The organism is Streptomyces sp. NPDC093094 (assembly GCF_044754345.1).
GTDB lineage: Bacteria > Actinomycetota > Actinomycetes > Streptomycetales > Streptomycetaceae > Streptomyces.
This window is the reverse complement of sequence record NZ_JBIVOX010000003.1, coordinates 49,153-66,602: the sequence shown is the minus strand read 5'-3', so window position 1 is coordinate 66,602 and position 17,450 is coordinate 49,153. Positions and strand designations below refer to the sequence as shown.

Annotated in this window: 20 protein-coding genes; 6 read left to right on the top strand and 14 right to left on the bottom strand. The window is 74.6% G+C overall.

Annotation, left to right across the window (positions count from 1 at the left end; all coding sequences use genetic code 11):
* Nucleotides 1-93 precede the first annotated feature (93 nt).
* The 3 genes from ACIQGV_RS06330 to ACIQGV_RS06320 form a co-directional block, all read right to left on the bottom strand.
* Nucleotides 94-720, bottom strand: a complete 627-nt coding sequence (locus ACIQGV_RS06330) for a YigZ family protein (RefSeq protein WP_402491252.1) — start codon at nucleotides 718-720, stop codon at nucleotides 94-96.
* Between the two features lie 87 nt (nucleotides 721-807).
* A complete protein-coding gene (locus ACIQGV_RS06325) occupies nucleotides 808-1,350 on the bottom strand; it encodes a SixA phosphatase family protein (protein ID WP_402491249.1) in 543 nt (180 codons plus the stop codon).
* A complete protein-coding gene (locus ACIQGV_RS06320; protein ID WP_402491247.1) occupies nucleotides 1,347-2,135 on the bottom strand; it encodes a hypothetical protein in 789 nt (262 codons plus the stop codon). Before ACIQGV_RS06320 ends, ACIQGV_RS06325 begins: the two co-directional genes overlap by 4 nt.
* Nucleotides 2,136-2,362: 227 nt before the next feature.
* On the opposite strand from ACIQGV_RS06320, the gene ACIQGV_RS06315 reads away from it, so the two are divergent.
* Nucleotides 2,363-2,770 (top strand): CoA-binding protein, encoded by a 408-nt coding sequence (locus ACIQGV_RS06315; RefSeq protein ID WP_402492391.1) that lies wholly within the window; start codon nucleotides 2,363-2,365, stop codon nucleotides 2,768-2,770.
* Nucleotides 2,771-2,917: 147 nt separating this feature from the next.
* Here the strand turns inward: ACIQGV_RS06315 and ACIQGV_RS06310 are convergent, their stop codons facing one another.
* The 5 genes from ACIQGV_RS06310 to ACIQGV_RS06290 all read right to left on the bottom strand — a co-directional run bounded on the left by ACIQGV_RS06310 (nucleotide 2,918) and on the right by ACIQGV_RS06290 (nucleotide 7,324).
* Complete coding sequence (locus tag ACIQGV_RS06310) at nucleotides 2,918-3,607, bottom strand: hypothetical protein (RefSeq protein ID WP_402491244.1); 690 nt, start codon at nucleotides 3,605-3,607, stop codon at nucleotides 2,918-2,920.
* Nucleotides 3,604-3,840, bottom strand: coding sequence for a hypothetical protein (locus ACIQGV_RS06305; RefSeq protein WP_402491242.1), 237 nt, complete (start codon nucleotides 3,838-3,840; stop codon nucleotides 3,604-3,606). The genes ACIQGV_RS06310 and ACIQGV_RS06305 overlap by 4 nt, the downstream gene beginning before the upstream one ends.
* 139 nt (nucleotides 3,841-3,979) lie before the next feature.
* A complete protein-coding gene (locus tag ACIQGV_RS06300) occupies nucleotides 3,980-5,797 on the bottom strand; it encodes a hypothetical protein (RefSeq protein ID WP_402491239.1) in 1,818 nt (605 codons plus the stop codon).
* A 410-nt stretch (nucleotides 5,798-6,207) separates the two neighbouring features.
* Nucleotides 6,208-6,420 (bottom strand): radical SAM-modified peptide, FtsH ternary system-associated, encoded by a 213-nt coding sequence (locus ACIQGV_RS06295; protein WP_402491236.1) that lies wholly within the window; start codon nucleotides 6,418-6,420, stop codon nucleotides 6,208-6,210.
* A gap of 541 nt (nucleotides 6,421-6,961) precedes the next feature.
* Nucleotides 6,962-7,324, bottom strand: a complete 363-nt coding sequence (locus ACIQGV_RS06290) for an ArsR/SmtB family transcription factor (protein ID WP_402491233.1) — start codon at nucleotides 7,322-7,324, stop codon at nucleotides 6,962-6,964.
* A 62-nt stretch (nucleotides 7,325-7,386) separates the two neighbouring features.
* Between ACIQGV_RS06290 and ACIQGV_RS06285 the strand changes: the two genes are divergently transcribed.
* Entirely contained in the window at nucleotides 7,387-8,544 is a 1,158-nt protein-coding gene (locus tag ACIQGV_RS06285) for a cation diffusion facilitator family transporter (RefSeq protein WP_402491229.1), read from the top strand.
* 145 nt (nucleotides 8,545-8,689) lie between these two features.
* Here ACIQGV_RS06285 and ACIQGV_RS06280 read toward each other — a convergent pair whose 3' ends face one another.
* Together ACIQGV_RS06280 and ACIQGV_RS06275 are read right to left on the bottom strand one after the other, a co-directional pair.
* On the bottom strand, nucleotides 8,690-9,247 hold the full coding sequence (locus ACIQGV_RS06280) for a YbaK/EbsC family protein (protein ID WP_402491226.1): 558 nt from the start codon (nucleotides 9,245-9,247) through the stop codon (nucleotides 8,690-8,692).
* 43 nt (nucleotides 9,248-9,290) lie between these two features.
* A complete protein-coding gene (locus ACIQGV_RS06275; protein WP_402491223.1) occupies nucleotides 9,291-9,863 on the bottom strand; it encodes a helix-turn-helix domain-containing protein in 573 nt (190 codons plus the stop codon).
* Between the two features lie 148 nt (nucleotides 9,864-10,011).
* Here ACIQGV_RS06275 and ACIQGV_RS06270 point away from each other — a divergent pair, with 148 nt between their 5' ends.
* Complete coding sequence (locus tag ACIQGV_RS06270) at nucleotides 10,012-10,869, top strand: EamA family transporter (RefSeq protein ID WP_402491220.1); 858 nt, start codon at nucleotides 10,012-10,014, stop codon at nucleotides 10,867-10,869.
* Between the two features lie 27 nt (nucleotides 10,870-10,896).
* On the opposite strand, the gene ACIQGV_RS06265 is transcribed toward ACIQGV_RS06270, so the two are convergent.
* Nucleotides 10,897-11,694, bottom strand: coding sequence for an acyltransferase (locus tag ACIQGV_RS06265; protein ID WP_402491217.1), 798 nt, complete (start codon nucleotides 11,692-11,694; stop codon nucleotides 10,897-10,899).
* A 107-nt stretch (nucleotides 11,695-11,801) separates the two neighbouring features.
* Between ACIQGV_RS06265 and ACIQGV_RS06260 the strand changes: the two genes are divergently transcribed.
* Nucleotides 11,802-12,317, top strand: coding sequence for a gamma carbonic anhydrase family protein (locus tag ACIQGV_RS06260; protein ID WP_402491214.1), 516 nt, complete (start codon nucleotides 11,802-11,804; stop codon nucleotides 12,315-12,317).
* Between the two features lie 309 nt (nucleotides 12,318-12,626).
* Here the strand turns inward: ACIQGV_RS06260 and ACIQGV_RS06255 are convergent, their stop codons facing one another.
* Both ACIQGV_RS06255 and ACIQGV_RS06250 read right to left on the bottom strand, forming a co-directional pair.
* Nucleotides 12,627-13,271: a DedA family protein gene (locus tag ACIQGV_RS06255; protein WP_402491212.1), complete on the bottom strand. Its 645-nt coding sequence runs from the start codon at nucleotides 13,269-13,271 to the stop codon at nucleotides 12,627-12,629.
* 242 nt (nucleotides 13,272-13,513) lie between these two features.
* Nucleotides 13,514-13,951, bottom strand: coding sequence for a DUF4442 domain-containing protein (locus ACIQGV_RS06250; protein WP_402492389.1), 438 nt, complete (start codon nucleotides 13,949-13,951; stop codon nucleotides 13,514-13,516).
* A gap of 144 nt (nucleotides 13,952-14,095) precedes the next feature.
* Here ACIQGV_RS06250 and ACIQGV_RS06245 point away from each other — a divergent pair, with 144 nt between their 5' ends.
* Together ACIQGV_RS06245 and ACIQGV_RS06240 are read left to right on the top strand one after the other, a co-directional pair.
* Nucleotides 14,096-15,139: a hypothetical protein gene (locus ACIQGV_RS06245; RefSeq protein WP_402491209.1), complete on the top strand. Its 1,044-nt coding sequence runs from the start codon at nucleotides 14,096-14,098 to the stop codon at nucleotides 15,137-15,139.
* 87 nt (nucleotides 15,140-15,226) lie between these two features.
* Nucleotides 15,227-16,600, top strand: coding sequence for an MFS transporter (locus ACIQGV_RS06240; protein WP_402491206.1), 1,374 nt, complete (start codon nucleotides 15,227-15,229; stop codon nucleotides 16,598-16,600).
* Here the strand turns inward: ACIQGV_RS06240 and ACIQGV_RS06235 are convergent.
* Complete coding sequence (locus ACIQGV_RS06235) at nucleotides 16,562-17,407, bottom strand: spermidine synthase (protein ID WP_402491203.1); 846 nt, start codon at nucleotides 17,405-17,407, stop codon at nucleotides 16,562-16,564. The two genes, ACIQGV_RS06240 and ACIQGV_RS06235, sit on opposite strands and share 39 nt — an antisense overlap.
* Nucleotides 17,408-17,450: the final 43 nt, after the last annotated feature.

Genomic DNA, 17,450 nt, shown 5'->3' with positions numbered 1-17,450 from the left:
TCACGGGCGGTTACTCCCGCATCACCCGTCATGACCGGCCCCGTGAGCGGAAGTCATGTCCTGATATCCACCGTTTTCCTGTCCTCCCGGCGCCTACGCGTCCCCGTACGCCTCCCCGCCCAGCTCGAACAGCGCCGTCCCCGCGGTCGCGTCGGCGAGCCAGGCGCGGAAGACGTCGACGTCGGCGTCGGGGAGGCCGATCTCGAGGGTGACCCGCTCGGCGTAGCGCACGTCGCGGACCTCGCGGCCCGTGGCGCGCAGATCGTTCTGCACCTTGCCCGCACGCTGGTGGTCGACGGTCACCGTGGCGAGGCGGAATCGCCTGCGGGTGAGCGTGCCCAGGGTGTCGATGGCCTCGCCGACCGAGCCGCCGTACGCGCGGATGAGGCCGCCCGCGCCCAGTTTGACGCCGCCGTAGTAGCGGGTGACGACGGCGACGACGTACCGCATGTCGCGGCGCAGCAGCATCTGGAGCATGGGTACGCCCGCGGTGCCGCCGGGTTCGCCGTCGTCGCTGGCCTTCTGGACGGCCGCGTCGGCGCCGATGACGTACGCCCAGCAGTTGTGGGTGGCGTCCGCGTGCTCCTTGCGGACGGCGGCGACGAAGTCCTGGGCCTCCCGCTCGGTGGCCGCGGGGGCGAGCGCGCACAGGAAGCGGGAGCGGTTGATCTCGGTCTCGTGCACGCCCGCGCGGGCGACTGTGCGGTACTCGTCCTGCATCCGGCCAGCCTATGCCGTGCATCCGGCACCGGGCACCGGGCACCGGGCACCGGGCACCGGGCACCAGGCACCAGGCACCGGCAGGTTCTAGGGCTTCTTCCCCCTGGGGACGAACGCCGACATCAGCAGGGCGCGGCCCGGGGCGAGGGTGTCCCAGGCGGGGCCGCGCCAGGCGAGGACGGCGACGGCCGAGGTCGGGTACTTCTCGCGGATCGTGCCCAGGGCGCCGTCCAGGTCGCCCGCGGCCAGGGTGAGGATCAGGTCCTCCAGGCCGGGGTTGTGGCCGACCAGCAGCAGCGTCCGCACCTGGGACGGGGTCTCGCGGACCACGGCCAGCAGTTCCTCCACGCCGGCCGCGTACAGCCGCCGGTCGACCCGCAGCGGCGGCGGCGTGCCCCACTCGGCGGAGGCCAGCTCCCAGGTCTGGCGTGCGCGTACGGCGCTGGAGCACACGGCGAGGTCCGGCAGGCAGTCGGCCTCGACGAGCGCCCGGCCCACCGCGGGCGCGTCCCGGCGGCCCCGGGACGCGAGCGGGCGCTCGTGGTCGGGCACGCCCTCGGGCCAGGCCGACTTCGCGTGCCGCAGGACGACGAGCCGGCGCAGCGGGCCCGTTCCCGCTCCGGGGCTCATGCCGGGGCCCCCAGGTCGCGGGTGAGCTCCAGGCCGAGCAGCCGGTCCGCGTAGGCGTACGTCTCGAAGCGGGCGCCGTCCGCCACCTCCGGGCCCGCCCGCTCCACCTGGCGCAGCACCTCCAGCACGGCCGGGACGTCCAGGTCGTCCTCCCACGCGTCACGCAGACTCCGGCGCACCTCCGCGGGAACCGGCCGCGAGGGCCGGCGTGCCCAGCCGGCGACGGCCCCGCGCCAGCGCGCCAGGGTCTCCCGTGCCTCGGCCAGTCCTGCGCGGTCCAGCCGTAGGGGGACGCCGCGGGGCCCGGCGAGGAGCGCGAGCCGCAGGACCGCGGGGTCGTCGCCGGAACCGGGGGCGGGCCCCGGACCCAGGAGCGCTCCGGTGCCCGGGGAGTCCTCGCGGACCGGGGCGACGGCGACGCGGACGCCGCCGGAGGCGGTCCCGGCCGGGATGCCGCTCTCGCGGATGTCCGTGCCGTCGGCCGCCACATGGAGGATCTGCGCCTCGCCCAGCCCGGCTCCCACATCCCGGCCGTCCTCGAACGGACGTACGCCCAGAGCCGCGGCGGCCGAGCGGAGGCGTGTCTCCTCCGAGGGTCCGGCCAGGACGGCCCACACCGGGGTGCCGCCCAGTTCCAGGGCGCGGACCAGCAGGTCGGCGACGAGCAGCACGCGCAGCGACGTGAGGTCGGGGCCGGTCGCACGGGCCTCGACCCGGGTGAGACCCCGGCGGACGGGGGCGGCCTCGACGGGCTCGCCGGTACGGGCGTCGATGATGCGCAGCACGAGGTGAGCGTAGGCGGGCCCGCGCGTGTGCGCAGGCCCGCGGGACGCGATCCGGTCACGGCGCGACGCTCCCGGGCGGCCCTCCGGCCCCTCCCGCGGGGTCCCGGCCCGCGGGACGACGTGCGGCGTGCTCCGGCCCCGTCGGGGAATCCCCGCGCGCCCGGCACTGTTGGCGCCACCGGGGGCGGCACCCGCCCCCGGAAACGTCCAGGCCGGAGGAGGCCATGGTGTACGGCGACGCAGCGACGGTCCGCAAGATCCTCACCGAACTCGGTGACACCTGGGCAGTGGTCGGCCTGTCCTCCCACCGCAGCCGCGCCGCGTACGGCGTCGCCGAGGTGCTCCAGCGCTTCGGCAAGCGGATCGTGCCCGTCCATCCCAAGGCGGAGACCGTGCACGGCGAGAAGGGCTACGCCTCGCTCGCGGACATCCCCTTCGAGGTGGACGTCGTCGACGTCTTCGTCAACAGCGGCCTCGCCGGGGGCATCGCCGACGAGGCCGTCGCCAAGGGCGCGAAGGCCCTCTGGTTCCAGCTCGGCGTGGTCGACGAGGCCGCCTACGGCCGTGCCCGCGCCGCCGGTCTGGACATGGTGATGGACCGCTGCCCGGCGATCGAGATCCCCCGGCTGCGCTGACACCCCGCGCCCGGCCCGTCACCGCCCGGCCCGTCACCGCCCGGCCCGTCACCGCCTGGCCCGTCACCGCACGGCCTGTCACCGCACGGCGACGGCCACGGGCCCGGTCACGGCCACGGGCCCGGTCGCCCCACGGGCCGTCGGCGCTCAGCCCGTCGTCGCCAGCAGGAACACCACCGCTCCCGCCACGACCGCGAACGCCCCCGCCACGGTGTGCAGCCGGGCGCGCCGCAGCGCCCCGCGGACCTGCCAGGCGTGGGCCAGTTCGAGAAGGTCGCGGCGGCGGCGCAGGGCCTGGTCCGCGTTGGCGCGGGCCAGCGCCAGCCGGTGGCTCCCCTCGGCGCGGCGACGCGGGTCGCTCTCGTGGACGAGGAGCGCCTCCAGATTGGCGGCGACCCTGCCGTGCAGCCGGCAGGCCCTGTCCAGCTCGGCCGGTGTGCTGCCGAAGGAGCCGTAGAACGCCCTGGGGGACGCGGCGAGTTCCGTGTGCAGGTCGCTCAGCGCCCGGCGCTCGCGCGGCGTCGGGTCGGTGAGGACCCGCAGGGTGGTCAGGCGCGGGGTGAGGGCCTCGCCCGTGTGCCAGATCGCCCAGGCCACGCCCAGCACGGCGAGGGCCAGCCCGGCCGTGGCCAGCGCGAGGTCGCCGCCGTCGTGCACCTCCCCGATGCCCGCCAGGGGCAGGCCGCCCAGCATCACCCCGCCCACGGCGGCGAAGGCCGCGATGGTCCAGCGGGCCGTCGTGCGCATGTCGGTGACCGCCGTCTGCGCGGCGGAGACCAGCGGGGACTCCTCGGCCTGGGCCTGGAGCGGCGGCTGTGGGTCCGGCGGCGTACTCATGCGGGGTCCGGGCCGTCGGGGTCGTCCTCACCGGACGACGGGTCCTGCGGAGCCGTCCCGCGCGTCTCGGGGGTCAAGCGGTACAGCGCGGGCTCCTCCCAGTCGTCGTCGACGGCGTCGTCGGCGTACGCCCTCCACGCCGTCCCGTCGTAGAACTCCACCTCGCCGTTGCCGTTCCAGCGCACCTCTCCGAAATCGGGCTCGCCGGGGCCCTCACCGCCGGACCTGGTCATCCCGCTCCTCCTTCGCTGTCACAGGAGTCGATGCAGTACAGCCCGGTCGCCCGCAGGTCCTCCGCGGAGGGCCCGCGGGCGACCGGCCCCGGCAAGGACGAGCACCGGGCGTGGGTGCGGACGGCCACCGGCTTCTCCCTCAGTCCCAGGCGTGGGGGCGGTGACCGCGTCGGCCGGAGGGGTCCGGCAGCCGCGTGCTGAAGTACTGCTCGACGACGGCGGCGACGACGGCCCTGCGGGCCCGGCCGCGTCGGCCGGTGTCCATCAGGGCCTGCAGCAGGGCGGGCGACGGGTGGGGCCCCGCCGCGTCCAGCACCGTCGTCACCGCACGCGGCCCGAGCCGGGAGCCGGTGGTCCAGCGCAGCAGCAGCCGGTACAGATGGGTGGCCCGTGCGGGGTTCCGGGGTGCCATGCGGTCCATGGCGTCGGCCAGGAACCCGGTGCGGCGCAGGGCGTCGTGGGCGTCGCGGCGGCCGCGGGTGGAACCGCGTCCGGCGCAGCGCTCCAGCAGGGCGCGGGCCTGGTCGGGTTCGTGGCGGCTGATGCGGTCGATCTCACGGATCAGGTCGGCGGTGGTGAACCGGTCCACGAGTACCTCCGTGAGGTCGTCCAGGCCCGTGCGCGCCAGGCCGATCCGGGCGGCGCAGGCCAGCAGCGGCACCACGTCGAAGACCTCGGCGCGGCGGGCGGCGCGTTCCATGCGTTCGTCGAGCACGCCGCGCACCAGGTCCGCCTCGGGCGGCGCGGTGCGCAGGACGTCCTCCAGTACGGACCCGTCCCCGTGCGCTGCGGCGTCGAAGCACCGCTGCACGGCCGCCAGCCGCAGTTCCTCGCGCACCTCGTGGTACGGCGTCTGCCGGGGGGCGGGCACGGCCCAGGAGTGCAGCAGGCCGGCCAGGTGGCCGTCGTCCAGCCGGGACAGCTCGGACCGTACGCGGGGCAGGGCGGCGCCGCTGCGCAGATAGGCGGCCTCGGCCGGGGAGAGGTCGCCGCGCGGTGCGGCCTCCAGCAGGCTGACCAGGTCGCTGAGCAGGCCGGGGGCGACGCTGTGCTGCTCGGCCCACTGCCCGACCTGTTCGGCGGAGACCAGCGGCTGCGGGGGACGCAGCCGGGCGAGGGCGTCCCGGCCGCGTCTGCGGTGGAGCCTGACGAGCAGGGCGGCGTGTCCGCGCAGGGGGCCGCCGGGGCCGTCCGGTGCGGCGGCGTCGATGCGGCGCCGGGTGCCCTGCGGGCCGGCCGGGGCGTCGGGCCGTACGAAGACGAACTGGGGGAGGTCGCGGGCGGCGTCGGTCTCCTCGCGGGTGGCGAACGTCCAGTCGCCCGTGACGACATGGCCGAGCACCTCGGCCAGGGCGTGCACCACGACCTCGCCCGGTACCGGTGAGCCGACGACGGTGAGCGGGATGCCGGGTTGTTCCATGAGCGCCTCGGCGAGCCGGGTCAGCAGGTCCTCGGGCAGGTCGAGGACGGCGCTGTCGAGCTCGTCGAGGAGGTGTTCGCGGTGCAGCAGAAGGGCGCGCACCCGTTCCAGGGGGACCCTGGACAGCAGCTCCGACTCGGGGCCGCGGCCGTCGAGGAGGGCGTGCCGGCGGGCCTGGGACGGGAGCCAGTCGTCCCAGTCGCTGCGGCAGGCGGCGAGCGCGAGGTGCAGGTCGATGCTGTCGGCGGGGCCGGTCAGCACATGGGTGAGGGTGGAACCGGAACGGCCGTGCGCGTCGCGGGCGGGGACCTTGCGCAGCAGGGCGGCCTCATGGCCGTAGCGCAGGTAGACGAAACCCGGTTCGGTGTCCGCGGGGTCGTCCTGGGCGGCCCACACCAGGTGCTCGATACGGCTGTTCCAGCGCAGCAGCGCCTCCCGTTCGAGGGAGGTGGTGACGGGACCGACGTCGCCGCGGCCGATGAGGGAGCGCTCGGACCAGCGGTAGACGGTCATGTCGGCGCGCGCGGACCGGATCATGCGGCGCGCTCCCCCGTCTCCTCCGTCGGCCCGAAGGACACCGGCTGCGTGCCGCCGGCGCCCGGCCGCCTCCCCCGGAACTCCTCCGCCCCCGTGGCAGCCACCCCCGTGTCACCTCCCCGTCGGGACCGTGCGCCGTCCGGCGGGCACCGTCCGCACACCAACTATCACAGAACCGGGGCCGCGTGACGGCTTGTCGGGGCAGCGGGCCGATTCGTGCGACCCGGCCGTGCGCGATGTCCGACGCCCGGTCGACTCCTGTTGCGCACAGGCGGTTCGGGGCTCACGGGGCCCCGCCGGAGCCGGAGCCGGCGGCCCGCGACGGGGAGGAGGCGCCGATGCCGGCTCGCACCGCGGCGGGATGCACCGCGGCGGCGTGCCGGGTCCTGACGAGGCCGCAAGGGCCGGGGTCAGCCGCAGAGCCGCTGCTCCACCACGTCGGGGGCCATGCGGTCCAGCAGGTCCTCCAGCGTGTCCGGCCGGAAGACGTCGCCGGGCACTTCGACGCCCTGCTCGTCCCAGGCGATGCGGGCCCGGCCGAGATGACCGCCCAGGTGTTCGCCGTACTCGCAGGTGCCGATGAGGTCGGGCAGGTCCGGTACGAAGCGGTGTTCGGCGTTCATGGTCGGGTTTCCCTTCGGTGAGTGGGGTTCCGTCACTGCCGCACCCCGGCCGGCCGCTCCCCGCACGGGGGGCGGGCCCCGTCACGCAGCCTGCCGTGGACCCGCTCCCACAGCGCGCGGGCGACGGCCTCGGCGCCGCGGCGGGGGACGCGGCCCTCGGTACCGGGGGCGCGTGCGACGCACACGTACCCGGGCCCGGCCGCGCCTTTGGGGCGGTCCCGGAGAAGACGGAGGTCGACGTGGCAGTCGCAGCGGAAGGAACAACGGAAGGAACGGCCCGGCGGGGCGGGGACACGCCGTCGCGGACCGGGCCCGCGGAAGTCCGCCGGGAGCCGGGTGCCGCTGTCCGTGCCGGCCACCGTTCACCCCCGTCCGGCCGCGTGACGCATCCGTGCAGGTTCTCCACCGTACCCGTCCCCGCGCTCCGCCGTGGCCCGGACATCATGCTCGCCCGGCCCCCGACTCCCCCTTTCTGCAAAGACTTTCGGTCACCGCCACGGCCGCCCCGGTCCTCGCCCGCGCCCGCGGGCGCCGTCCGGGCTCAGTCCTCGTGCGCGGGCCGGTCCGCGATGCGGTGGTCGGCGACGCTGAGCGCCTCGGCGACCAGCCGCCGCAGATGGCCGTCGCGCAGGGCGTAGACGACCCGGCGGCCCTCCTTGCGCGTGCTCACCAGCCCGGCGAGCCGCAGCCGTGCCAGATGCTGGCTGACCGCAGGCCGCGCGGCACCGCAGACCTCCGTGAGCGTGGTGACGTCCGCCTCCCCGCCGGTCAGCGCATGCAGCAGCGCGAGGCGCGTCCGGTCGCCCAGCAGTGCCAGGAGTTCGGCCGCGAGCGCGAACTGCTCGTCGCCCGGGGTACGCGGGTGCGCATCATGCGCAGATGACAGGTGCATGCGTGCGTTCATACGCACATAATGGCGCCGAGGGATCGCGTACGTCCATCGCGGCGCACCGGAAGGGGAACGACGTGAGCGAGCGGCACGAGCACGAGCACGGACACGACCACGGGCACGAGCACCCGCGCAGGCACGATCACGATCACGGACATGGGCACGGACAGGCGCACAGGCACCACCACGAGGGCCACGGCCGGCCGCACCACCAGGGCCGCCCCGGCCTGCGCCACCGCCTGGCCCATCTCCTCACCCCCCACTCCCACGAGAGCGCCGACAAGCTCGACCCCGCGCTGGAGTCCTCGGCCCGCGGGATGCGTGCCCTGTGGGTGTCACTGACGGTCCTCGGCGTGACCGCGCTGGCCCAGGCGGCCGTGGTCGCCGTCTCGGGGTCCGTCGCGCTGCTCGGCGACACCGTGCACAACGCGGCCGACGCGCTGACGGCCGTGCCGCTCGGCATCGCGTTCGTGCTGGGCGGACGTGCCGCCACCCGCCGCTTCACCTACGGCTACGGACGGGCCGAGGATCTCGCGGGCATCGCGGTCGTGCTGACCATCGCCGCGTCGGCCGTCCTCGCGGGATGGACGGCGATCGAGCGGCTGCTGGATCCGCGGCCCGTGACGCACATCCCGGCGGTGGCGGCCGCGGCCCTGGCAGGTTTCGCGGGCAACGAGTGGGTGGCCCGCTACCGGATCCGCGTGGGCCGTGAGATCGGCTCGGCGGCACTGGTCGCCGACGGGCTGCACGCCCGGGCCGACGGCTTCACCTCCCTGGCCGTGCTGCTGGGCGCGGGCGGCGCGGCGCTCGGGTGGCGGGCGGCCGACCCGGTCGTCGGCCTGGCGATCACCGCCGCCATCGCGCTGGTGCTCAAGGACGCCGCCCGTGAGGTGTTCCGGCGCGTGCTGGACGCGGTCGACCCCGCACTGGTGGACCGGGCCGAGCAGGCGCTGGCCGGGGTGCCCGGGGTGCGGGGCGTCGGTGAGCTGCGGCTGCGCTGGATCGGTCACCGGCTGCGCGCGGAGGTGGCGGTGGTGGTGGACGGCGAGGCGACCGTGCGGGAGGCGCACGCCGTCGCCGTGGAGGCCGAGCACGCCCTGCTGCACGCCGTGCCCCGGCTGACCGCGGCCCTGGTGCACGCCGACCCGGCTCCGGCGCCGGGCGAGGCGGACCCGCATCAGGCGCTGGAGCACCACGCCCCGGCACCGACGGCTCCGCGCACGCTCACGGCGTAGACGGCGGACGGCGGACGGCTCACGGCTCACGGCTCACGGCTCACGGCTCACGGCTCACGGCTCACGGCGTACAGGACACTCACGGCGCACCGGACGGTCACGGCGCACGGCGCCGCGCGGCCGGGTGAGGCGGCGGTGCCAGGTGTCAGGCGACTCCCAGGCCCTCCAGAACCACCGCGCCCGGCAGCTCGGCGAACGCCTTGCCCGGCACCAGGAGCTTGCCGCGGCGGCGGCCGCTGCCGACCAGGACGTACGGCAGATCGACGACGGCGGCGTCCACCAGCACCGGCCATGCCTCGGGCAGCCCGACGGGGGTGATGCCGCCGTACTCCATGCCGGTCTCGCCGGTCGCGACGTCCATCGGCGCGAAGGAGACCTTGCGGGCGCCGAGATGGCGGCGCACGACACCGTTGACGTCGGCGCGCGTGGTGGACAGCACGACGCACGCGGCGAGCGTCGTCTCCCCGGCGCGCTTGCCGGCCACCACCACGCAGTTCGCGGACTGCTCCAGCAGCTCGCGGCCGTAGTGCTCCACGAAGACCGCGGTGTCGGCCCACTCGGGGTCGGTGTCGACGTGGACGATCTGCTCGGCTGGGACGCTGCCGCGCCAGTGGCGTACGGCGTCGGCCACCGGGCGGATCAGTTCGTCGAGGCAGTCGGGGGCGGCCACGGCCGTGTCGAAGTGTCCGATGGGTGCGCGCATACGCGCACGCTAACAGCCGCCTTCCGCGCCCCGCCCGGCCGTCTCAGTGCACGGGCGGCACGGAGACGGCGAGCACGAGTTCCGCCGGTTCGGCGCCCGTGTTGCCGTACGTGTGCGGCGCCCCGGCCTCGAAGGAGGCGCTGGACCCGGCCGGCACCCGGTACTCGGTGCCGTCCACGGTGAGGGTCAGCTCGCCCGCGGTGACATGGAGGAGCTCCACCGTGCCGGCCGGGTGCGGGTCGGAGGAGCTGGACTCACCGGGCATCAGACGCCACTCCCACAGCTCCAGCGGTCCGGGCGACTCGGTCCCGGCGAGCAGTCTGCTGTAGCTGCCGGCGTCGGTGTGCCACAGCCGTACGGCCTGCTCGGCGGGGACGATCCGGACCCTGGGTCCCTGCTCGTAGTCGAGCAGCGTGGTGATGCTGACGCCGAGCGCGTCGCCGATCTTGACGACGGTGCCCAGGCTCGGGTTGGTGCGGGCCTGTTCGATCTGGATGAGCATGCCGCGGCTGACTCCGGCACGGCCGGCGAGGGCGTCGAGGGTGAAGCCGCGTTCGGTGCGCCAGCGCTTGACGTTGCGCGCCAGCGACTGGGTCAGCAGGTCGAGGTCCGCCACATTCCGTCCAAGGATCCGTCCGGCAGGGCTCGGGCCGGTGGACCCGGAGCCTGATACCTGGTGCAATATTCTGGATGACGAGGTTCAACACGTTGGACTACGATGTGATGCACCCGATCGTCCACCGAACTGTACTGCGAGGGCACCCGTGACAGCACTCTTCGCCCTGGCCACGAGCCTGCTCTGGGGCCTGGCCGACTTCGGCGGCGGACTGCTGACCCGGCGCACCCCGGCACTGACGGTCGTCGTGGTCTCCCAGACGATCGCGGCAGGTGTCCTCGGCGCGGTCGTGCTGGCCACGGGGGCCTGGAGCGAGGCCGGGCCGCGCCTGTGGTTCGCCGTCGGCGCGGGCCTCGTCGGCCCGGTCGCGATGCTCTGCTTCTACGAGGCGCTCGCCCGCGGCCCGATGGGCGTGGTCTCTCCGCTCGCCACGCTGAGCGTGGCCGTTCCCGTCTCGGTGGGCCTCGTCCTGGGCGAGCGGCCCGGACCGGCCCGGATCGCGGGCATCGCGGTCGCGGTGGCGGGTGTGGTCCTCGCGGGCGGGCCGCAGCTCGGAGGGGCGTCGGTGGAGCGGCGGACGATCGTGCTCACGCTGATCTCGGCGCTCGGCTTCGGCGCGGTGTTCGCGCTGATCGCCGAGGCGTCCACCACGGTGACCGGCCTGTTCCTGGCCCTGTTCGTGCAGCGCGTGACCAATGTGGCCGTGGGCGGCGCCGCGCTCCTGGTCTCCGTGCGGCGCGGCTCCCCCGCCCTCCCCGAGGGCGGCCTCCCCCGGCGGACCCTGCCGATGCTCGCCTTCGTCGGCCTCGCCGACGTGGCCGCGAACGGCACGTACTCCGTCGCCGCGCAGACCGGCCCGGTCATGGTGGCCGCCGTGCTGGCGTCCCTCTACCCGGTCGTCACCGCACTAGCCGCCCGCGGCTTCCTCGCCGAACGCCTGCGCGGCATCCAGGCGGCGGGGGCGGGGCTGGCCCTGGTGGGGACGCTGCTGCTGGCGGCGGGCTGAGACGTCCGGGCGGGCCTCCGGGGAGGGTCAGCCCTCCGGCTCCAGTTCCGCGAGCCTCGCGGTCGCCTCCTGGTCGAGCTCGGCCAGACGGGCCACGGTCTCCTCGTCCAGGTCCGACAGGGCGCGCAGCTGGTCCGGGGTGACGTCGTCGGGTATCGGAACCGGGGCCGGGGTCCGCAGCGGCGGCTGCCAGCCGTCGTCCGGGGTCCAGCGGCGTACGACCTTGGCGGGCGCCCCGGCCACCACGGCGTGGTCGGGCACGACGCCGCGGACCACCGCGCCCGCGGCCACCACCACGTTGCGGCCGATCCGCGCGCCCGGCAGGATCACCGCGCCGGTGCCGATCCAGCAGCCCGGGCCGATCTCGACCGGCTCCATCCGCGGCCACTGCCTGCCGATGGGCTCGTGCGGGTCGTCGTAGGAGTGGTTCGTGGACGTGACGTAGACGTACGGGCCGAAGTAGCAGTCGCTGCCGATCGTGACCGTCGTGTCGGCGATGACATGGCTGCCACGGCCGAGGACCACACCGTCGCCGATGCACAGGATCGGGTCCGGGCCGAGGTCGAGGTCGGGCATGAGTCCCGCCGTCAGGGTCACCTGCTCGGCGACGATGCAGTGCGAGCCGAGGTGGATCCACGGCTCGCCGAACACGGTGCCGAGGGGGAAGGCGAGGCGCGTGGCCTCGCCGATCGAGCCGAAACGGAGCCGGCCCGGGCGCTCCGCGCTCACCGAGCCCGTGCGCTGGACCCACGCCCAGCCGGCGTGCACGGCACGCTGCGCGAGGCGGCTCCGCCAGGATGAGAACGTGTTCTTGCTCTTGGGCACGGGCTCACCGTACTGAGCCCGCGGCGTCCCCATGAGGTCGAGGGGCTGTGATCTTCGCCCCAGCGGGTGACGTACCGTGCCGTCTGTCACAGCACCAGGAGGCAGAGATGATCAAGGGCATCGGCGGCCGGGAACCGAAGGTCGACCAGGACACGTTCGTGGCACCCACGGCTTCGGTGATCGGGGACGTGACGCTGGAGGCGGGCGCGAGCGTCTGGTACGGCGCCGTCCTGCGGGGTGACGTGGAGCGGATCTCCGTGGGGGCGAGCAGCAATGCGCAGGACAACTGCACCCTCCACGCCGACCCCGGTTTTCCCGTCCTTGTCGGCGAACGGGTGTCGATCGGGCACAACGCCGTGGTGCACGGGGCGACCGTCGAGGACGACTGCCTCATCGGCATGGGCGCGACCGTGCTGAACGGGGCCGTGATCGGCGCGGGCTCGCTGGTGGCCGCGCAGGCGCTGGTGCCGCAGGGCATGCGGGTGCCGCCCGGCTCGCTCGTCGCGGGCGTACCGGCGAAGGTCAGGCGCGAGCTGACCCCGGAGGAGCGGGAAGGCGTCACGCTGAACGGCGTGATGTACGCGGACCTGGCTCGGGCGCACCGAGAGGTGCACGACAACTGACCCCCGGGCGCGGACCGGGGGCTGCACGCCCCCCGGGTGCCGTTACACGCCCCGGGCGTCGTACGCATGCCCCACGCGCCGCCGCCGTGCACGGTCGCGCGGCCGTCCGCGACCGCAGGAGGCGGACGGCCGCTCGCGCAGTTCCCCGCGCCCCCGAGGGCGTCCTACTCGCCCGCGCCGACGGGCGCCACGGCCCTCTTCGTGCGGACCCGGCACGGACGCACCGAGACCGGTCCCGCACATGACCCGGACGCCGTCCGCAGGACACGGGTGGCCGCTCGCGCAGCTCCCCGCACCCCCGAGGGCGTCCTACTCGCCCGCGCCGACGGGTTCGGGGGACTGCCGGGTCGCCGTGGCCTTCTTCGCCTTGCGCTTGACGACGAGCATCGAGGTGAGGCCGAAGAGGACGGCGAGGACCAGGCCCAGCCAGGAGAAGCGCTTCAGCCAGGACTCGGCGACCACGCCGACGTAGTAGATGACCGCCGTCGTGCCGCCCGCCCAGACGATGCCGCCGAGGACGTTGGCGATCAGGAACTTCCAGTAGGGCATGCGCAGCACACCCGCGAGCGGGCCGGCGAAGATGCGCAGCAGGGCGACGAAGCGGCCGAAGAAGACGGCCCACATGCCCCACTTCTGGAAGGAGCGCTCGGCCGTCGCGATGTGCCCCTCGCTGAAGTGCCGGGGGAACTTCCCCCCGAGCCAGGCCAGCAGGGGCCGTCCGCCCTTGCGGCCGATCGCGTAGCCGATGGAGTCGCCGATGATCGCGCCCGCGGTCGCGCAGGCACCGAGGACCACCGGGTCGATCTCACCGTGCTGCGAGGCGAGCAGCGCCGAGGAGACCAGGATGATCTCACCGGGCAGCGGGATCCCCAGGCTCTCCAGGCCGATGACGACGCCGACCAGCAGATAGATGGCGAGCGGGGGCACCGTTTCGAGCCATTCCTGGACGTGCAACGCCGCTTCCTCCCAAATCCGCGTCGACCCGAGTGTTCCCGGCACGCACCCCGCGGTGGACGCGTGCCGGGGCAGCCTACCCGGTCGGTGTGACGGCCCCGGAGCCCGGAAGGTTGCCCCGGAGCCCCCGGACACCACCCCACGCCCCCGTACGCCGCCCGGCGGCCGAAGGCTGTCCGGCGCGGCACACGGAAGGCCCCGGCCCGCCGATGCGGGGCCGGGGCCTTGAGCCGGGGTGTCGCTCAGCCGTTGGGGCGCAGGGTCCAGACGACCGTCATCTCGCTGGTCACCGCACCGTCCTCGCGCTGGATGGAGACCGCCACGGGGAACTCGGGCCGCTTGCCCTCGTCGAGCTCGGCGACCACGTCGGCGACGGGACGGCCGAGCGTGGCCGTGGCCGTGACCGGGCCGAGCGCGATCTTCTTGAAGGCGATCTCGGCATGCACCGGCAGCGGCACCGCCCGCGAGAGCTGGTCGCCGAAGGCGGCGAGCACGATCGCGCCGCTGGCCGACTCGCCGAGGGTGAACATCGCGCCCGCGTGGGGCCCACCGACGTGGTTGCGGTACTCGCTCTGGTCCGGCAGGGCCAGCACGGCCTTCTCCGGGGTGGTCTCCAGGTATGCGAGGTTCAGGGTGCGAACCATCGGCACCGTGGCGGCGAGCAGCTCGCCGATGGACATCTGATCTGCGCTCATGACGAGGATGTTACCCACGAGTAGCCGACCGTGGCCAGATCTGCCGGACCTCCCCTTTTCCGTGTTGGTACGTCCCTGACAAGGGGCAGTGACCGAATCGTGTCCCTGGCGGCACTAGGGTTACCGCACATGTGGCCAGGACAGCAGCCGCCCGGGGGCGAGCAGAACCCGCAGAACAACCCGTACCAGCAGCCGGGGTACCAGCAGCCGAATCCGTACCAGCAGCCCGGCTACCAGCAGACCGGCCCGTACACGCAGCAGCAGCCGCAGTGGGGGGCTCCCCAGCCGGCGGGCTCACCGCAGCCCCCGACGCAGCCGGGCCTCGGCGGCGGTGGCGGTGGCGGTGGCGGTGGCGGGAACCGGACGAAGCTGGTGGCGATCATCGCGGCGTCGGCCGTGGTGGTGACCGCCGGTGTCACCGGTTTCCTGGTGCTCGGCGGGGACAAGGACGACACCGCCGGCGGCGGTGGCGAGAAGAAGAAGGCGAGCCAGTCGCCGACCGTGTCCGCCTCGCCCAGCCCCTCCACGAGCGGGTCGGACGACAACCCGCGCGGCGGCGAGGACGTCAAGCCCACGATCGACGGCTGGAAGGTCGTCGTGAACCCCAAGTGGGGCATCGCCTTCGACGTGCCGGCCGACTGGGAGGTCAAGTCCCCCACGCTGTCGATCGGCTTCGAGGACGACAAGTCCGAGGACGGCAAGCCGCTCATCGTGATGTCGGCGCCCGCCTTCTACAAGTCGAAGTGGTGCACCACCGACGAGAACAAGGACGGCCGGACCGAGGACTCGGAACTGGCGGCGGTCGGCACGAAGGGCGCCGACGGCGCCAAGAACACCGACGAGGTCGCGGTCAACCAGGTCCCCTGGTGGGTCTACGGCGGCTACACCCAGCCCGACAAGAAGAGCCTCACCTTCGACAAGAAGGCCAAGCCCTACACCACCGCCTCCGGCATCACGGGCAGCATCGCCTGGGCCGAGTCGACGAACACCCCGCAGAAGGGCAAGTGCGCCAGCGACGGCAAGGCCGTCACCTTCGGTTTCAAGAACGCCGACGGCGCGTTCGTGGCCTGGAACTTCTACGGCGCCAAGGGTGTGAAGGGCGAGGTTCCGAAGGAGACCATCCTGAAGATCCTCAGCACGGTCCGCCTCCAGGGGGACTCGACCGCGAGCTGACCGGGACCGGCACTCTCCCCCGGCAGGTCGTCGGGGAGCCGGACAACCGGTTTGGCAAACGCGGTGCCGGGCGGGGATAGTCGGCCGGTGAACTCCGCCGCCGACTCCCGCCCCGCCCGCCGCCTGCGCGGACCCCACTGGGCCGGGCGCAACTACAGCCTGCTGACCGCGGCCGCCGTCGTCACCAACCTCGGCAGCCACGGCGCCCTGATCGCCGCCGCGTTCGCCGTGCTGGAGACCGGCGGGGACGGCGGCGACGTCGGTCTGGTGGCGGCGGCCCGCACCCTGCCGCTCGTGCTGTTCCTGCTGATCGGCGGCGCGGTCGCGGACCGGCTCCCCCGGCACCGGGTGATGGTCGCGGCCAACTCCCTCAACTGCGTCTCCCAGGGCCTGTTCGCCGTGCTGGTGCTGACGGGCGAGCCACGGCTGTGGCAGATGATGCTGCTCACCGCTCTCGGCGGCACCGGGCAGGCGTTCTTCAGCCCGGCGGCCGAGGGCATGCTGATGTCCTCGGTGGACGGCGAGCAGGCGAGCCGCGCGTTCGCCGTGTTCCGGATGGCCATGCAGGGCGCGGCGGTCGGCGGTGCGGCGCTCGGCGGTGCCATGGTCGCCGTGATCGGCCCCGGCTGGGTGCTCGCCGCGGACGCCGCCGCGTTCGCCGTGGCGGGGGCGATGCGGTCCTTCCTCGACGTCGGCCACATCCCGCCGCGCGAACCCGGCGGGGGGCTGCTCGCCGATCTGCGCGAGGGCTGGCAGGAGTTCGCCGGGCGGCCCTGGCTGTGGGGCATCGTCGTGCAGTTCTCCATCGCCAACGCGGTCGTCGGCGCCGCCGACGCGGTCTACGGGCCCCTGGTCGCCCGGGACCACCTCGGCGGAGCGGGCCCCTGGGGCCTGGCGCTGGGCTTCTTCGGCGCGGGCACGGTCGCCGGCGCCCTGCTGATGACCCGCTGGAAGCCGCGCCGGCTGCTGCTCGCGGGCACGCTGTGCGTGTTCCCGCTGGCCCTTCCCTCCGCCGCGCTCGCCGTGCCGGTGCCGGTGGGGGTGCTGTGCGCGGTGATGTTCCTGACCGGTGTGACCCTGGAGGTGTTCGGCGTCTCCTGGATGACCGCGCTGCACCAGGAGATCCCCGAGAACAAGCTGTCCCGCGTCTCGGCCTACGACTGGTTCGGCTCGGTCGCCCTGGTGCCGCTGGCGACGGCCCTCGCGGGACCGGCCGAGAACGCGTTCGGGCGGACACAGGCCCTGTGGGGCTGCGCCGTGTCGGTCGTGGTGGTCACGGCACTGGTGCTGTGCGTGCCCGAGGTCCGCACGCTGCGCCGCCGTACCAGGGAGGTGACGGCGCGGCCTCCGGCGGGCCTGCCGGACGGCTCGCCCGACGCGGGCCTGCCGGACGGCTCGCCCGACGCGGGTCCGCGGAAGGGCTCAGCCGATCCCGAACGCCCCGTCGGGGGGCACGGGTGAGGGCACCGCGTCCTCGTCCCGCACCGGACGCGCGCCGCCGATGAACTCCCGCAGCGTCTCGCCGCCCTCCACCCGGGCCGGGAAGGCGTCGGCCGCGGTGCGACGGGCCAGCGCCGCGGTGTCGAGGGGCCGGTGCGAGGCGGCCAGCACCGCGTTGCCGAACCGGCGCCCCCGCAGCACACCCGGCTCGGCGATCAGCACGAGCTCCTCGAACACCTCGGCGAACGTGGCGAGCTGGGAACGCAGGAACGCGAACGGCGCCGAGTCGGCCAGATTGGCCAGATAGACACCGCTGCCGCGCAGCACCCGCTCCGCCTCACGGGCATAGGCGAGGGTGGTCAGATGCGCCGGGACCCGGGACCCGCCGAAGACGTCACCGACGATCACATCGGCGGAGGCGTCCGGGGCCGCCTCCAGCCAGGCCCTCGCGTCGGCGGGATGCAGCGCGATGCCGCAGCCGCCGGGCAGCGGCAGATGCTCGGTCACCAGCTCCAGCAGCCCCCGGTCGGCCTCGACGGCGTCCTGCCGGGACCCGGGCCGGGTCGCCGCCACATAGCGCGGCAGCGTCAGCGCCCCGCCTCCGAGGTGCACCACGTCCAGCGGCCGCCCCTCCTCGGCGACGACGTCCAGCACGTGCCCGAGCCGCCGCGCGTACTCGAACTCCAGATACGCCGGCTCGTCCAGATCCACGTACGACTGCGGCGCCCCGTCCACGGTCAGCAGCCAGGCGCGCTCCCGGTCGACGTCGGGCATGAGCTTGGCGGAACCGTGGTCGGTGACACGGCTGACGGGTACGGGTTCGTTCACCCGCCCATTGTGCCCGCGGCGGATGCGCCCGGAGGTGCGGGGA

Excerpts from the sequence above, each read along its gene's own strand:
- ACIQGV_RS06330 (WP_402491252.1), bottom strand. The coding sequence starts at position 720 with ATGCAGGACGAGTACCGCACAGTCGCCCGCGCGGGCGTGCACGAGACC.
- ACIQGV_RS06325 (WP_402491249.1), bottom strand. The coding sequence starts at position 1,350 with ATGAGCCCCGGAGCGGGAACGGGCCCGCTGCGCCGGCTCGTCGTCCTG.
- ACIQGV_RS06310 (WP_402491244.1), bottom strand. The coding sequence starts at position 3,607 with ATGAGTACGCCGCCGGACCCACAGCCGCCGCTCCAGGCCCAGGCCGAG.
- ACIQGV_RS06305 (WP_402491242.1), bottom strand. The coding sequence starts at position 3,840 with ATGACCAGGTCCGGCGGTGAGGGCCCCGGCGAGCCCGATTTCGGAGAG.
- ACIQGV_RS06300 (WP_402491239.1), bottom strand. The coding sequence starts at position 5,797 with ATGATCCGGTCCGCGCGCGCCGACATGACCGTCTACCGCTGGTCCGAG.
- ACIQGV_RS06295 (WP_402491236.1), bottom strand. The coding sequence starts at position 6,420 with ATGAACGCCGAACACCGCTTCGTACCGGACCTGCCCGACCTCATCGGC.
- ACIQGV_RS06290 (WP_402491233.1), bottom strand. The coding sequence starts at position 7,324 with ATGAACGCACGCATGCACCTGTCATCTGCGCATGATGCGCACCCGCGT.
- ACIQGV_RS06280 (WP_402491226.1), bottom strand. The coding sequence starts at position 9,247 with ATGCGCGCACCCATCGGACACTTCGACACGGCCGTGGCCGCCCCCGAC.
- ACIQGV_RS06260 (WP_402491214.1), top strand. The coding sequence starts at position 11,802 with ATGATCAAGGGCATCGGCGGCCGGGAACCGAAGGTCGACCAGGACACG.
- ACIQGV_RS06250 (WP_402492389.1), bottom strand. The coding sequence starts at position 13,951 with ATGTCCATCGGCGAGCTGCTCGCCGCCACGGTGCCGATGGTTCGCACC.
- ACIQGV_RS06245 (WP_402491209.1), top strand. The coding sequence starts at position 14,096 with ATGTGGCCAGGACAGCAGCCGCCCGGGGGCGAGCAGAACCCGCAGAAC.